The organism is Saccharibacillus brassicae (genome assembly GCF_006542275.1).
GTDB lineage: Bacteria > Bacillota > Bacilli > Paenibacillales > Paenibacillaceae > Saccharibacillus > Saccharibacillus brassicae.
This window is the reverse complement of sequence record NZ_CP041217.1, coordinates 770,538-785,870: the sequence shown is the minus strand read 5'-3', so window position 1 is coordinate 785,870 and position 15,333 is coordinate 770,538. Positions and strand designations below refer to the sequence as shown.

Below are 15,333 nucleotides of genomic sequence, written 5' to 3'. Positions count from 1 at the left end.
GTTCTCGACAAAAGTGTTGAAAAAGTATGCGTATTGATGTATATTTATCCAATCGAAAACTTATCCGGCCTCAAGCTTTTACGAAACCATTCCCAGAACAATCCTAATGAACAGGGAGGTGAACGGCTTATGCCTGCCGTTACCGTGACATGCAGACAAGCGAATACAGAAGATGTTGAACCGCTGTATCTCATGATCGAAGAATACGCGCGCAAGGGGATCATGCTTCCGCGCTCCAGAGAAGTGCTGCGGCGCCAGATCGACAATTTCGTCGTGGCGGAAGAAGACGGCAGAGTCATCGGGTGCGGTTCGCTCTGCCTGCTGGGCCCGGATCTCGTGGAGATCCGCTCGCTCGGCATTATGGACGGGAACAAAGGCAAAGGCATCGGGTCGAAGCTCGTCGATCGCCTGATCGAGCTTGCGATCGAGCAGCAAATTCCGAAGATCATCGCGCTGACGTACGAAGTTTCTTTTTTCGTGAAAAACGGCTTTACCGTCGTGCCGATGGACGTGTTTCCCGAGAAGGTATGGACCGACTGTATCCACTGCGCGAAGCGCGACCGCTGCGACGAAATCGCGGTGCTCAAAATCATCGGCTGATTTTGTCCGCCGGGAATACAAAAACGTCCATTTAAGCGCCAAACCGAACTTGACAACGCCAAGTCCGGTTTGGTATTTTTGTATTAGAGTTTAGCACTCATTTGAATAGAGTGCTAACGGAAGAAGGTTCCGATTGGCTCTTATCGATCCGGACAGGAGGGGATCTCGTGTTAAGCGAACGTCAGAGCATGATTTTGAACGCCATCGTGGACGACTACATTCGCTCGGCCGAACCGGTCGGGTCCCGCAGCATCTCCAAGCGGGGCGATGTGGCGTTCAGTCCGGCGACCATACGCAACGAAATGGCCGATCTGGAAGAGTTGGGTTTTCTGGAGCAGCCGCATACGTCGGCGGGGCGTATTCCTTCCAATAAAGGATATCGTTATTACGTCGATCACCTGGCTCCGCTGCAGCCGCTTCGGGCCGAAGACCTGAAGCTGTTCAAGCAGTTGGCCGCGGAGAAGCTGAGCGCCGTGGAAGAAGTCGTCCAGCATGCCGGAACCATTCTGGCTTCGATGACCAATTACACGTCGATTTTGCTCGGACCGGAAATGTTCAATACTTCGCTGCGCCACTTCCAGCTGCTGCCGCTCAACGAGACGACAGCGGTCGCGATCATCGTGACGAGCACCGGCGAAGTCGAGAACCGGACCGTGTCCATCCCGCCGGGTCTGTCGGCTTCCGATATGGAACGCACGGCGAACCTGCTCAACGCCAAGCTTGCCGGCGTGCCGATGCACAAGTTGAAGGCGCGCCTGTACTCGGAGATCGGGCAGGAGATCCAGCGCCATGCCGAACACTACGAGGAACTGATGAAGCTGCTCGACGATTCGTTCGCGAGCGGCAAAGACCAGAAAGTGTTCCTCAGCGGAACGACCAACATGCTGATCCAGCCCGAATTCCGGGACATCGGCAAGCTCAAGACCGTGCTCGACCTGCTGGAAGAGACGCCGACGCTCACGCGTCTGCTGAATTCCGAGCGGAAAGGCATCCAGGTGCGGATCGGCAGCGAGAACGTCCATCAGGCGTTTATTAACTGCAGCCTGATCACGGCCACGTATTCGCTCGACGGCGAAGCGTTCGGCACCATCGGCATTCTCGGTCCGACCCGGATGGAATACGCCAAAGTCATCGGAACGCTCGACCTGCTGTCGCGGGCGATGAGCCGTGCGCTTGGAGGCAGGTACGGAGCGTAACGTCGTATAGAAGTCTGTCACACCCGTGCAGGCGGCAAGCCCGCCGCATACAAGCTTGATCTACACAAGGAGGTGAATGCATCTTGAAGAAAGAACAACCGCTGCACCCGGAACACGAAGTCGAAATCATGGAAGATCACCAGGATGCACAGACAGCCGAGAACGATACGGAAGAGTTCAAGGCGCAGGCCGCAGGCGAACCGGCTGCCGCAAGCGCAGACGAACTGCAGGAGCGCGTTCAGGCCCTGACAGCGCAGTCCGAAGAATATATGCAGCGCCTGGCCCGTTCGCAGGCCGATTTCGATAACTTCCGCAAGCGCACGATCCGCGAAAAAGAAGAACTCGGCAAATACGCTTCGTCGAAGCTGATCTCCGAACTTCTGCCGGTCATCGACAACTTCGGCCGCGCGCTGGAGACGAGTCCGGAAGGCGAAGGCTCCGAGTCGTTCGTCAAGGGCGTGCAGATGATCCACCGCCAATTCGAAAACGTCCTGCTGGCCGAAGGATTGACCGCGATGGAGACGATCGGGCAGCCGTTTAACCCGGAATTCCATCAAGCCGTCATGACGGTCGAGAGCGACGAATACGAAGAAGGCATCGTGGTCGAAGAACTGCAAAAAGGCTATCTGCTCAAAGACAAAGTGCTTCGTCCCGCCATGGTGAAAGTCAGCGGCTGACCCGCGTTTTCGCAAAAAGGCACCCAAGTTTGAAAACGCGCGCCAAACCGTTATGATAGAGCGTAGGGTCCGAAGTCTGGACGCAGCGCATGGGTACGCCCAATGTTCCGACATGAATAAGCAGTTTCAAAATCAATCGCATTTTACCTGAGGAGGATATTTACTGTGAGTAGAGTAATCGGGATTGACCTTGGTACAACGAACTCCTGTGTGGCTGTTATGGAAGGCGGCGAAGCCGTCGTTATCCCTAACCCGGAAGGCGCACGTACGACCCCTTCGGTCGTAGGCTTCAAAAAAGACGGCGAGCGCATCGTCGGCGAAACGGCGAAACGCCAGGCGATCACGAACCCGGACCGCACGATCGCTTCGATCAAGCGCCATATGGGCACGAACCACAAAGAAACGATCGAAGGCAAAGACTACACGTCGCAAGAAATTTCGGCCATGATCTTGCAGAAGCTGAAATCCGATGCCGAAGCTTACCTCGGCCAGACGGTTACGCAGGCGGTTATTACCGTTCCGGCTTACTTCAACGACGCCCAGCGCCAAGCGACCAAAGACGCCGGCAAAATCGCGGGCCTCGAAGTGCTGCGGATCGTCAACGAGCCTACGGCTGCGGCACTGGCTTACGGTCTGGAAAAATCCGAAGATCAAACGATCCTCGTCTATGACCTCGGCGGCGGCACGTTCGACGTATCGATCCTTGAACTCGGCGACGGCTTCTTCGAAGTCAAAGCGACGAGCGGCGACAACCACCTCGGCGGCGACGACTTCGACCAAGTGATCATCGACTACCTGGTAGCCGAATTCAAAAAAGAGCAGGGCGTAGACCTGAGCAAAGACAAAGCGGCTGTGCAGCGTCTCAAAGACGCGGCAGAAAAAGCGAAGAAAGAACTGTCGGGCGTTATGACGACGACCATCTCGCTGCCGTTCATCACGATGGTAGACGGGGTTCCCCAGCATTTGGAGCTCAACTTGACCCGTGCCAAATTCGAAGAAATTTCCGCTACGCTCGTCGAGCGCACGCTCGCTCCGACGCGCCAGGCGCTGAAAGACTCCGGCCTGTCGTCGAACGAAATCGACAAGATCGTGCTCGTCGGCGGTTCCACGCGGATTCCTGCCGTACAGGAAGCGATCAAAAAGCTGACCGGCAAAGATCCGCACAAAGGCGTTAACCCGGACGAAGTCGTCGCTCTCGGCGCTGCCGTGCAAGCGGGCGTCCTGACGGGCGAAGTCAAAGACGTGGTTCTGCTGGACGTTACGCCTCTGTCCCTCGGGATCGAGACGGCGGGCGGCGTATTCACCAAAATGATCGACCGCAACACGACGATTCCGACCAGCAAATCGCAGGTCTACTCGACGTATGCCGACAACCAGCCGAGCGTTGAGATCCACGTTCTGCAGGGCGAGCGCGAAATGGCGGCCGGCAACAAAACGCTGGGACGCTTCACGCTGGGCGATATCCCGCTGGCGCCTCGCGGCGTGCCGCAAATCGAAGTCACGTTCGATATCGACGCCAACGGCATCGTGAACGTGTCGGCGACCGACAAAGGCACGAACAAGAGCCAGAAGATCACCATCACGTCGTCGAGCGGTCTGAGCGACGCCGAAGTCGAGCAGATGATGAAGGACGCCGAACTGCACGCGGAAGAAGACAAGAAGCGCAAAGAACTGGTCGAAACGAAAAACAACGCCGATCAGCTGCTGTACCAAGTCGACAAAACGATCAAGGACCTCGGCGACAAAGTCGATGCGGCCGAGATCGAAAAAGCGAACGCGGCCAAAGAGAAAGTCCAAAAAGCGCTGGAAGGCGACAACGTGGACGAGATCAAATCCGCAACCGAAGAGCTGACGGAAATCGTCCAACAGCTGTCCGTGAAGCTGTACGAGCAGGCCAATGCCGAAGGCGCCCAAGCGGGCGGCGAACCGGAAGGCGGCGCTTCTTCGCAAAATCGCGATAACGTGGTCGATGCCGATTACGAAGTCGTCGACGAAGACAAAAAAGACTAATTGCCCCTACAGGCGATTCTGATCCATAAACGAGAGCCCGTTTCCGCCGGTTGGGCGGACGGGCCGGCTGGGGAGGTCAGGCCGGGTCATCCCGGACCGGACTTCCCTTTTGCGTGAAAAAACAGATTATGAGCATAAAGGAGTTGGAGTGCACCGATGGCGGACAAGCGCGATTACTACGAGGTGCTCGGCATCGAAAAAGGCGCGGGCGATCAGGACATCAAGTCGGCTTACCGCAAGCTGGCGCGCAAATATCATCCGGACGTCAACAAAGCGGATGATGCCGAGACGAAGTTCAAGGAAGTCAAGGAAGCGTACGATGTATTGAGCGACGGCCAGAAGCGGGCCCGTTACGACCAGTACGGCCACGACGATCCGAGCCAGGGCTTCGGCGGGGGCGGCGGCGATTTCGGCGGCGGCGGATTCAGCGACATCTTCGACATGTTCTTCGGCGGCGGAGGCGGCGGAAGATCCCGCAACCCGAACGCGCCGCAGCGGGGCAACGACCTGCAGTACACGATGACGATGGAGTTCAAGGAAGCGGTGTTCGGCAAAGAGCTGGATATCACGATTCCGCGCACCGAGAGCTGCGACACGTGTCACGGCAGCGGCGCCAAGCCGGGCACGCAGCCGGAAGTCTGTACCATCTGCCACGGCAGCGGGCAGGAAGAAGTCGTGCAGAACACGCCTTTCGGCCGCATGGTCAACCGCAGAGCCTGCTCGAACTGCAGCGGCACCGGCAAGATCATCAAAGACAAATGCTCCACGTGCAGCGGCAGCGGCCATGTGAAAAAGCAGCGTAAAGTGCATATCCGCGTTCCGGCGGGCGTGGACGACGGCGCTCAACTGCGCATGACCGGCGAAGGCGACGGCGGCCTGCGCGGCGGCCCGGCCGGCGACCTGTATATCGTCATCCGCGTCAAACCGGACGAGTTCTTCGATCGCGAAGGCGACGACATCTACTGCGAAGTGCCGTTGACGTTCACCCAGGCCGCTCTCGGCGACGAGATCGAAATTCCTACGCTGACCGAAAAGGTCAAGCTGAAGATTCCGTCCGGCACCCAGACCGGCACGTACTTCCGCCTCAAAGGCAAAGGCGTTCCGCGCCTGCGCGGCACCGGGCAGGGCGATCAGCACGTCAAAGTGGTCATCGTGACCCCAAGCAAGCTGACCGAAGAGCAAAAAGACCTGCTGCGCCAGTTCTCCGGCTTGAGCGGCGAAAACACGCACGAGCAGGAGCAGTCTTTCTTCGACAAAATGAAGCGCGCTTTCCGCGGCGACTGATTCCGGGAATCTCAGGAACGGCACACGCATGCTCCATCCCTTATAAGCAAAGGACCGTCCATTCGGACGGTTCTTTTTGTTTTTTTAAAAAATCGTAAGGAAGACCCGACAGGCCGCGTTCCTCATACAGAGACCGAACACGATAGGGAGGACAACGAGATGATTTTTGTGATTTTATTGGCGATTTCGGCAGTCGGTTACGGCTGTATGCATTTTCTGATTCGTTCCCTTAACCCGACCGCGGAAATATATGTGCGGGAATGGGCGAGCTTTTTCTTTGCCGCCTTGCTTTTTGCGCTGTGCGGATACTTTTATCTGATCGGCTCCGCCTCATAAGGCGATAAAGTTCTCCGCGCTCCGAGCCGTTAACCGCTCGGCACGATTCCCTGCCTTTTAAGCCTTCAAGCGCAGCTCCCGATAGGAGAGCCTGCGCTTTTTTGCGCGAAAGCGTTTAAAATTTTGAGCCGCGCTTAAATATAAAAGACAGACTTCCGAATCGGCTTTGCCCTTGCGGTCGGCGAAGCCGCCGCCTTCCTGTTCGTTCTCGCCCTTGCAGCCGGCAGAGCCGCTGCCCATCCGCCCTTGCGGTCGGCGAAGCCGCCGCGCCTTCTCGCCCTTGCAGCCGGCAGAGCCGCTGCCCGTCCGCCCTTGCGGTCGGCGAAGCCGCCGCCTGCCCGCCCGGCGGTCCGGCCCGAGGGGCCGCCTGCTTCCCCCGGATCGGAAGCGGGATTTTCGGGGCTGAGCGACTTTTGGCTTTCCCTTTACTCGCGGACTGCTTTGCAGTCCCGAGCAGGAAAACAACCCGAGCGAAGCACCGAAAATCCCGCTTTTTCTATGTAAATGTTGACACTATAAAAATTTGCGGTATAATAGTTCGTATACGAATTGTTCTGGTACCAATTATTGCTATAGAAACATTTCGCAGGAGAACGTTCAGGCAGGTGAGAAAGGACAGCGATATAGGTGAACACCAATACGGAGATTGAACTGCATGAAATTGTCGATTCTTTCCGGGAAGTGAAGCAGCTCTTTTTTCAACTGATGTCGGAAATGTCGTGCCGGTTCGGCGTGACGGGCATTCAGCTGATGACGCTCAAAGCGCTACGGGACCGACCGGAGATCGGGCTCGGCGAACTGGCGGAGCATATGCGGCTGGTCAGCAGCACGGTCAGCGGCGTCATCGACCGGCTGGTCAAGGCCGAGCTCGTCAGCCGGGAACGTCCGAACCACAACAGGCGCTCGATCGTGCTGAAGCTGTCGCCCAAAGGGATGCAGGTTCTGGAAGAAGCGGACGCCGCCTACCGCAAGTATTTGTCGGGGTTGAACGATCTCGATCCCGAAGAAGTCCGGGCCATGCTCGGCGTGCACCGCAAGATCATCAAAAAATTAGAAGAAGTGAGAGATGAAAACCACCATGAATAACCGAACCGCTGTACAAGATATTCAGACCCTGAAAAAGGGACCGATCCTCGTCGCTCTGCTGATCGGCGCTTTCGTGGCGCTGCTGAACCAAACGCTGCTCAACGTGGCGCTGCCGACCATGGCAATCGACCTCGGCGTCGAGACGACCGTCATTCAATGGCTGAGCACGGGCTTCATGCTCGTCAACGGCGTCATGGTTCCGGTCACCGCTTACCTGATGGCCCGTTTCACGTCGCGTAACCTGTTTATTACCGCGATGAGTTTGTTCACCGCCGGCACGCTGCTGTGTGCGTTCAGCGAATCGTTCGGTCTGCTGCTCGCGGGCCGTATGGTCCAGGCTGCCGGAGCCGGCATCCTGATGCCGCTGATGACGTTCACGATCCTTACCATTTTCCCAATCGAAAAACGCGGTTCCGCCATGGGCCTCGTCGGCGTGGCCATGATCTTCGCTCCGGCGATCGGACCTACGCTGTCCGGCTGGATGGTCGAGCATTACGACTGGCATTACCTGTTCTACCTGATTCTGCCGTTCGGCGTGATCTCGATCATCCTCGGCATCCTGTTCATGCGCAACGTCACCGAGACGTCGCGGCCGAAGCTTGATATGCTCGCCGTCGTCCTGTCGACGATCGGATTCGGCGGCATTCTGTACGGCTTCAGCCAAGCGGGTTCGCAAGGCTGGGAATCGGCGGAAGTGCTGTGGACGCTTGCGATCGGCGCGGCTTCGCTGCTCTGGTTCGTTATTCGCCAGCTCAGAAGCGAGAAGCCGATTCTGGAAATGCGCGTATTCAAATACGACGTATTCACACTCACAACGATTATTAACGTCATCGCTACGATGGCGCTGTTCTCCGGCATGATCCTGCTTCCGCTGTATTTGCAAAACGTCCGCGGCTTCACGCCGGTCGAATCCGGTCTCATGCTGCTGCCGGGCGCGATCCTGATGGGCATCATGTCGCCGATCACCGGTTATATTTTCGATAAAATCGGCGCGCGTTGGCTCGCCGTCGCAGGTCTTGCGATCATGACCATCACGACGTACCAGTTCAGCCAGCTTAGTATCGATACGACGTATCGCCATCTGATCATCGTGTACACGGTGCGGATGTTCGGCATGTCGCTCATGATGATGCCGATCCAGACCGCCGGTCTGAACCAGCTGCCGGCCCGTCTGAACGGCCACGGCACGGCGATGTCCAACACGCTGCGCACGATTGCCGGCGCGCTCGGCACGGCGCTGCTCGTCTCGATCATGTCCAACAAAGCGGCCGAAGTCGGCAAGCAGTTGGTCGTCAGCATGGGCATCAACCCGCAGGATGCGGCGCAAATGGCGACCGTCACGCGCGAAGCGACCGTGCAGGGCATCAACCATTCGTTCGTCGTCGCCACGTGGATGACGGCTGCGGCGTTCGTACTCGCTTTCTTCATCAAACGCGTCATCGTGGAACGCCAGGGCGTACCGGCCGCGAAAAAAGTACCGACCACGCCTGCGGAAAACGCAAAAGCGTAAATCACGCTTTTCCGGCAGCTCCGCCTGGCGGAACGTTCGAATCTGTCCAATCCGCCGCGTGAGATGAAAAACCCCGTGCTCCGAAAATCGGAGCACGGGGTTTTTGCTGTTTGGTGACTTAGGCCCAACGATTACCTTGTGCATTGCCGAACTTCAATCCGCCGCCTGCCGCAAGCAACAAGCGCCGCTACAGATCTTCGCGGTAGCGCGTGCCGGACCGTTCTTTCTCCGCGCGTACCGCGCCGCGCAGCAGGTCTTTGACTTTCTCGGCGTCCCTGACGTCTTCGAGCAGCACCGTCGGCGTGGTCGGGTCGCTCGAATGGACGGTGATCGTGCCGACGCCCATCATGCGGTCCATCGCCGTTTTTTCCAGCGTAATGTCTTTGACCCGGACCAATTCCAGTTCTTCCGACTTTTTGCCGATCAGGCCGGTCGTAACGATCAGCCGCTGGCTCGTAATCGTGTAGCGGACGTTGTTGAGCAGCAGCCCCGTACGGATCTGGTCGCCCAGATCGGACGGACGGCCTTCCCAGAGCGTTTGCTCCGCGCCCGCAGACTGATTTTCCTCTGCCGTAGACGGCGCCTGACGCGATATGTCGCCCGGCGCGGCGCCTCCGCTCAACGCATGTCCGCATTTTCCGCAAAACTTGGCGTCGTCCGGACACGGGGCTCCGCAGTTTGTGCAATAGATCATCGGTTTGTCCTCTTTTCTCCCGAAAAGATTCAGGGTTTTGTGCTGTCTCTTCGTCTATAGTACAATGAAACGAACGCAAAAGTTAATATTGAGGAGCGATTGATGATGCTGTGGCACGAATTGACCATACATACGACCGAGGAAGCGGTGGAAGCGATCTCGAATTTCCTGCACGAAGCGGGAGCGGGCGGCGTTTCGATCGAAGAATCCGGCAATTTGAATAAGAAGCGCGAAAGTCCTTACGGCGAATGGTACGATCAACCGCTGAACGATATTCCGGAAGGCCGCGCCGAGATCAAAGGCTATTTTTCCGAAGACGTCGATATTGAGTCGGTGCTGGAAGAAGTGCGCAATCGCACGACGGAACTTGCGACGTTCGATATCGATACCGGCAGTCCGACGTTCGCAAGCCGCCTGGTGGACGAAGAAGAATGGGCGACCGCCTGGAAAGCGTATTACAAGCCGCTCAAAGTGTCCGACAAACTGACGATCAAGCCGTTATGGGAAGAGTATGAAGCGGCGGAAGGCGAACACGTGATCGAACTCGATCCGGGCATGGCGTTCGGCACCGGCACCCATCCGACGACGGCGCTGTGCCTGCGGGCGCTCGAAAGCATCGTTCAGGGCGGGGAAGAAGTGATCGACGTCGGCACGGGTTCCGGCATTCTGGCGATCGGCGCGATCAAGCTCGGAGCCCAAAGAGTCATGGCGCTCGATCTGGACCCTGTCGCCGTGCGAAGCGCGCGGGAGAACGTGACGCTGAACGGGCTGGATGAACAGATTCTGGTCAAGGAAAGCGATCTGCTGTCGGTGCTGACCCCGAACGAAGAAGGGCAGTCTGCCCCAATCAACGTGGAGCTGCCGGTGCAGATCGTCGTCGCCAACATTTTGGCCGAAGTGATTCTCCTGTTCACGCACGACGTATACGCGGCGCTGCGTCCGGGCGGCCTGTACCTGGCGTCCGGCATTTACAAAGACAAGGAACAAGCGGTGCGCGACGGTCTGACCGCGGCCGGCCTGACGATTCGCGACGTGCATCGCGAGGAGGAATGGTTGGCGTTTATCGCGGAAAAGGTGGTGTAAATGGAAAACTTTCTCGCTTTTTCGTTCGACGAACTTCCGTTCGTCCTGATCGTGCTGATTATCGCGTTCACCGTGCACGAATTCGCGCATGCGTACGCGGCGTACAAACTGGGCGATCCGACGGCGCAGCTGCTCGGCCGCGTCACGCTGAATCCGGCGCGCCACGTCGATTTTCTCGGCATGATCCTGATTCTGATCGCGGGATTCGGCTGGGCGCGTCCCGTCCCGGTCACGCGCGAGAACTTCAGCCGTCCGCGCCTGATGGGCGTCATCGTCTCGGCGGTCGGCCCGCTGAGCAATCTGCTGATCGCTTTCGTCGGGGCGATCGTCTATGCGGGGCTGCAGGTGAACGGCGTGCTGGACGCAGCTTCGACGTCGAGAGGGATCGAAGCGGTCGTCCTCTTTTTCGAAAAACTGATCCAGCTCAACGTGTTGTTGTTCCTGTTCAACCTCGTGCCGCTGCCTCCGCTGGACGGGTACCGGATTATCGAAGATATCGCGCCGAAGCCGCTGCGCCGCAAGCTTCAGGCGATCGAGCCGTATTCCATTTTCATTTTCCTGATGATCGTGTTCATCCCGCCGCTTCGCGACAATACGATCGGCCGGCTCGGCATCTGGGTGTACGAACTTTCGCAGGCGATGTTCGATTTCGGCGTCCGATTGTTCACGTAACGTTTCTGCCGGTTTTCCCACGCGGGAAAGCCGGTTTTTCGCTATGTCCACTGGTCAGCGGCGGGCAAATTGTGTATGATGGAATTTGGTCAAAAACGGAAGAGAAGTGGATGAGACATGCAGAGATATTTTGTGGAAAAAGAGCAGTTTGAACAGGATAAAGTTCGTATCGTCGGCGAAGACGCGCGCCATATCGGCAAAGTGATGCGCGGTCGGCCGGGAGACCCGATCATCGTCTGCGACGGGCGGGAACGCCTCGTGCTGGCCGAACTCGAAACGGTCGAGCAGGGCGAAGTGATTGCGTCCGTGCTGGAAGAGATCGCGGAGAAAAGCGAAGCCCGTTTCCGCGTCAGCATCGCCCAGAGTCTGCCCAAGGGAGACAAGCTGGAGACGGTGATCCAAAAGTGTACGGAGATCGGCGCGGCGGCGTTCGTGCCGTTCCTGTCGGAGCGCACCGTGGTGCAGTACGACGCGAAGAAGGAAGAGAAACGGCTGCAGCGCTGGAGCAAGATCGCCAAGGAAGCGGCCGAGCAGAGCCATCGCAGCCGGATTCCGGGCGTGCTTCAGCCGCTGACCTACAAGCAGCTGCTCAAGACGTTCGAAGCGTACGACCTCGTCTTATTTTGCTATGAAAAAGAAAACGGACAACAGCTGCGGGATCTCGTGCGCCCGTTTGCGGAAGGACGGCCGGAAGGCGCGGCGAACATTCTCGTCGTCGTCGGCCCCGAAGGCGGGTTCTCCGAGCGCGAAGCGGACGAAGCGTCCGCGGCGGGCGCCAAAGTCGCCGGTCTGGGCAAACGCATCCTGAGAGCGGAGACGGCCGGGATGACCGCGCTGTCTTGCATTCTGTACGAGTCCGGAGAAATGGGAGGAATTTAACGATGCCATCGGTCGCTTTTTATACGCTGGGCTGCAAAGTCAATTTCTATGATACGGAAGCCATCTGGCAGCTGTTCAAAAAAGAAGGGTACGAACAGGTGGAGTTCGATCAGACGGCGGACGTCTACCTGATCAATACATGTACGGTCACGAATACCGGCGACAAGAAAAGCCGCCAGATTATTCGCCGCGCCGTGCGCCGCAATCCGAACGCGATCGTCGCGGTGACAGGCTGCTACGCGCAGACGTCCGCGGCCGAAATTTTGGAAATTCCCGGCGTCGATCTCGTCATCGGCACCCAGGACCGCGAGAAGATCCTGCCGCTCGTCGACGAGATCAAAGCCAAGCGCGAGCCGATCAACGCCGTGCGCAATATCATGAAGACGCGCACGTTCGAAGAACTCGACGTGCCGAGCTTCAACGGCCATACGCGCGCGTTTCTCAAAATCCAGGAAGGCTGCAACAATTTTTGCACCTTCTGCATCATCCCGTGGTCGCGCGGACTGTCCCGCAGCCGCGATCCGCAAAGCGTGCTGAACCAGGCGCGCCAGCTGGTCGCCGCCGGGTACAAAGAAATCGTGCTGACGGGTATCCATACGGGCGGCTACGGCGACGATATGGACCAGTACCGCCTGTCCGACCTGATGGAAGAACTGGACAAGGTCGAAGGACTGGAGCGGATACGCATCAGTTCGATCGAAGCGAGCCAGATCGACGACAAGATGCTGGATGTGCTGAAGCGGTCGACCAAAATGTGCCGCCATTTCCATATTCCGCTGCAGGCGGGCGACGATTCGGTACTCAAACGGATGCGCCGCAAGTATACGGTCGCCGAGTTTGCCGAGAAGATCGCGCGTATCCGCGAGACGATGCCGGACGTGGCGATCACGACCGACGTAATCGTCGGCTTCCCGGGCGAGACCGAAGAAATGTACCAAAACGGCTATACGTTCATGCAGCAGATCGGATTCTCGGAAATGCACGTTTTCCCGTATTCGCAGCGTACCGGCACGCCGGCCGCGCGGATGGAAGACCAGGTGGACGACGAGGTCAAAAACGCGCGCGTTCACGAACTGATCCAGCTGTCGGAACGCATGCAGCTTGAATACGCGGAGAAGTTCGTCGGCCAGGTCGTCGACGTCATTCCCGAGAAAAACGAAAAAGGACTGTATCCGCAAGGCTGGGTTGCCGGACACAGCGACAACTACCTGACCGTCCTGTTCGAAGGTTCGCAAGAACTGCAGGGCAAACTGTGCCGGGTCAAGATTACCGAAGCGGGCGCGAACGAATGCCGCGGCCAGCTGCTGCGCGTTCTGGACGAAGTCCAGGCGGCGTCGGTATCCTGAGCACGATCCGAATGATGTCCGGCGCGCAGCCGGGCGGAAGCGGGAGACAGGCAGCAGGGGACTTCGCCGACAGCCGCGGAGTCCTTTTGTTTGCGGGACGGTCAAGCACGGACGAGGAGAGAAGACGGTGAGCAGAACGGAAATATCGGCGGGCGGCGTCGTATATCGCAGAGAAAGCGGAAAGCTTCAGATCCAACTCATTCAGGACCGCTACGGCAAAGTCTCGCTCGCCAAAGGCAAGCGCGAAGTCGGCGAGACGCCGCGGGAAGCGGCCCTGCGCGAAATTCGCGAAGAGACCGGAATCGAAGGGCGGATCGTGGAGCTCGTGGACATCATCCGCTACCAATACGAGAACGAAAAATACGGGCTGGTCGACAAGGAAGTCCGGTATTACCTGGTCGAAGCGCTCGGCGGACAGCTGAGAGCGCAGCAGGAAGAAATTCGGGGCGTCGAGTGGTTTTCCCCGGAAGAAGCGCTGATCCTGCACAAAAAATCGGGGTACGAAAACAACCACCCGATTCTGAGATCGGCTATGCAAATGCTCGGCCTGAAGCTGTAAGCGCGGCAGACAGGCAAGAGCGGCAATTTGAGGAGGAACGAATTTGGCAAAAGTCATACTGGACAAAAACCGGAAAAAGCGTCTTGAAGAAGGCCATCCGTGGATTTATAAAAGCGAGATCGCCGGTACGGAAGGCGCCATAACGCCGGGCGATCTGGTCGAAGTGACCGATCACCGCGGCAAGCCGCTCGGCACGGGCTATTACAACGAAAATTCGCAGATCACGGTCCGGCTGCTGTCGCACGGCGTCGTCGAAGAGATGGACGAGCGCTTTTTCGCGTCGCGTTTCCGGGACTGCCTGCGCCACCGCGACCGGTTCGTCGGCGGCGACGCATATCGCCTCGTCTACGGGGAAGCCGACTTCCTGCCGGGACTGATCGTGGACCGCTTCGCGGACATTCTCGTCGTGCAGATTCTGACACTCGGCATGGACCGCCGGCGAGACGAAATCGTCAGCGCGCTGGTCGAAGTGCTGTCTCCGGCCGGCATTTACGAGCGCAGCGACGTATCGGTGCGCCTGCTGGAAGGACTGGAAGAAACGACAGGCGTGCTGTATGGCGAATGTCCGCGCCACGTGACCGTATCCGAGAACGGGCTGAAGCTCAAAGTCGATATCGAGCAGGGGCAGAAGACCGGTTATTTCTTCGATCAACGGGAGAACCGCGCTTCGATCGCTCCGCTCATGACCGGCTGGGGAGAGCGCAGCGGCATCGAACTGCAGGACGTGGAAGGCACGCGCCGTCCCGTCAACAAAAACGGCAAAGTCGTCGATTTCCCGTATTGGGACGGTGCGACGGTGCTGGAATGCTTCTCGCACACGGGCAGCTTCACGCTGCATGCCTGCGCCTACGGAGCCAAAAAAGTAACGTGCCTCGACATTTCGGCGCATGCGATCGAAAGCGCGCGGGAGAACGTCAGCCTGAACGGCTTCGACGATCGGGTCGAGTTCGTCGTGGCGGACGCGTTCGATTATCTGCGCGAAAACGTCAAAGGGCTTGAAGAGCGCAAACGCCGCTCCGAAGGCACGTCCAAAGTCGATACGTCGGTTCCGATGCCGGCCGGCGGCGGACGCAGCTGGGACGTCGTTATCCTCGATCCGCCGGCGTTCGCCAAAGCGCGCGCGGCCGTCAAAGGCGCGGTGCGCGGCTACAAGGACATCAATCTGCACGGCATGAAGCTGGTCAGCGAAGGCGGTTATCTGGTGACGGCGAGCTGCTCGTACCACATGAAGCCGGATCTGTTTCTGGACACGATCCACGAAGCGGCGCGCGATGCGGGCAAAACGCTGCGCCTGATCGAATGGCAGGCGGCCGGCAAAGACCATCCGCAGCTGCTCGGCGTCGAAGAAGGCCATTATTTGAAGTTCGCGATTTTTGAAGTGCGCAGCCGGTAAACGTCCGA

The 15,333-nt window shown here is 58.2% G+C and carries 15 protein-coding genes; 14 read left to right on the top strand and 1 reads right to left on the bottom strand.

Translation table 11 applies throughout. The features are described 5' to 3' along the window. The first annotated feature begins 129 nt into the window (after window positions 1-129). The 8 genes from FFV09_RS03115 (at window position 130) to FFV09_RS03085 (ending at window position 8,699) form a co-directional block, all read left to right on the top strand. A complete protein-coding gene (locus FFV09_RS03115) occupies window positions 130-600 on the top strand; it encodes an N-acetyltransferase (protein ID WP_141446328.1) in 471 nt (156 codons plus the stop codon). 167 nt (window positions 601-767) lie between these two features. Continuing rightward, window positions 768-1,796, top strand: coding sequence for a heat-inducible transcriptional repressor HrcA (gene hrcA, locus FFV09_RS03110; protein ID WP_141446327.1), 1,029 nt, complete (start codon window positions 768-770; stop codon window positions 1,794-1,796). An 83-nt stretch (window positions 1,797-1,879) separates the two neighbouring features. Continuing rightward, entirely contained in the window at window positions 1,880-2,473 is a 594-nt protein-coding gene (grpE, locus tag FFV09_RS03105; protein ID WP_246098457.1) for a nucleotide exchange factor GrpE, read from the top strand. A 165-nt stretch (window positions 2,474-2,638) separates the two neighbouring features. Further along, the gene (gene dnaK / locus FFV09_RS03100; RefSeq protein WP_141446326.1) at window positions 2,639-4,483 is read left to right on the top strand and encodes a molecular chaperone DnaK; all 1,845 of its coding nucleotides are present in this window, start codon (window positions 2,639-2,641) and stop codon (window positions 4,481-4,483) included. Between the two features lie 156 nt (window positions 4,484-4,639). Then, window positions 4,640-5,767, top strand: a complete 1,128-nt coding sequence (dnaJ, locus tag FFV09_RS03095) for a molecular chaperone DnaJ (protein ID WP_141446325.1) — start codon at window positions 4,640-4,642, stop codon at window positions 5,765-5,767. A 159-nt stretch (window positions 5,768-5,926) separates the two neighbouring features. Further along, entirely contained in the window at window positions 5,927-6,103 is a 177-nt protein-coding gene (locus FFV09_RS23670; RefSeq protein WP_170314917.1) for a hypothetical protein, read from the top strand. Between the two features lie 627 nt (window positions 6,104-6,730). Beyond that, the gene (locus tag FFV09_RS03090; RefSeq protein WP_141446324.1) at window positions 6,731-7,189 is read left to right on the top strand and encodes a MarR family winged helix-turn-helix transcriptional regulator; all 459 of its coding nucleotides are present in this window, start codon (window positions 6,731-6,733) and stop codon (window positions 7,187-7,189) included. Next, window positions 7,170-8,699, top strand: a complete 1,530-nt coding sequence (locus FFV09_RS03085) for a DHA2 family efflux MFS transporter permease subunit (RefSeq protein WP_141446323.1) — start codon at window positions 7,170-7,172, stop codon at window positions 8,697-8,699. Before FFV09_RS03090 ends, FFV09_RS03085 begins: the two co-directional genes overlap by 20 nt. A 187-nt stretch (window positions 8,700-8,886) precedes the next feature. On the opposite strand, the gene FFV09_RS03080 is transcribed toward FFV09_RS03085, so the two are convergent. Then, the gene (locus tag FFV09_RS03080; RefSeq protein ID WP_141450304.1) at window positions 8,887-9,393 is read right to left on the bottom strand and encodes a PH domain-containing protein; all 507 of its coding nucleotides are present in this window, start codon (window positions 9,391-9,393) and stop codon (window positions 8,887-8,889) included. Window positions 9,394-9,498: 105 nt separating this feature from the next. On the opposite strand from FFV09_RS03080, the gene prmA reads away from it, so the two are divergent. The 6 genes from prmA (at window position 9,499) to FFV09_RS03050 (ending at window position 15,325) form a co-directional block, all read left to right on the top strand. After that, on the top strand, window positions 9,499-10,476 hold the full coding sequence (gene prmA, locus FFV09_RS03075; protein ID WP_141450303.1) for a 50S ribosomal protein L11 methyltransferase: 978 nt from the start codon (window positions 9,499-9,501) through the stop codon (window positions 10,474-10,476). Beyond that, the gene (locus FFV09_RS03070; protein ID WP_141446322.1) at window positions 10,477-11,148 is read left to right on the top strand and encodes a site-2 protease family protein; all 672 of its coding nucleotides are present in this window, start codon (window positions 10,477-10,479) and stop codon (window positions 11,146-11,148) included. It abuts the gene before it with no gap. Between the two features lie 117 nt (window positions 11,149-11,265). Next, window positions 11,266-12,027 (top strand): 16S rRNA (uracil(1498)-N(3))-methyltransferase, encoded by a 762-nt coding sequence (locus tag FFV09_RS03065; protein ID WP_141446321.1) that lies wholly within the window; start codon window positions 11,266-11,268, stop codon window positions 12,025-12,027. A 2-nt stretch (window positions 12,028-12,029) separates the two neighbouring features. Beyond that, window positions 12,030-13,373 carry a tRNA (N(6)-L-threonylcarbamoyladenosine(37)-C(2))-methylthiotransferase MtaB gene (mtaB, locus tag FFV09_RS03060; protein ID WP_141446320.1) on the top strand — a complete coding sequence of 448 codons (1,344 nt, stop codon included), beginning with the start codon at window positions 12,030-12,032 and terminating at the stop codon, window positions 13,371-13,373. Between the two features lie 127 nt (window positions 13,374-13,500). Beyond that, window positions 13,501-13,932, top strand: a complete 432-nt coding sequence (locus FFV09_RS03055) for an NUDIX hydrolase (RefSeq protein ID WP_141446319.1) — start codon at window positions 13,501-13,503, stop codon at window positions 13,930-13,932. 43 nt (window positions 13,933-13,975) lie between these two features. Beyond that, window positions 13,976-15,325, top strand: a complete 1,350-nt coding sequence (locus tag FFV09_RS03050; protein WP_141446318.1) for a class I SAM-dependent rRNA methyltransferase — start codon at window positions 13,976-13,978, stop codon at window positions 15,323-15,325. Window positions 15,326-15,333 lie beyond the last annotated feature (8 nt).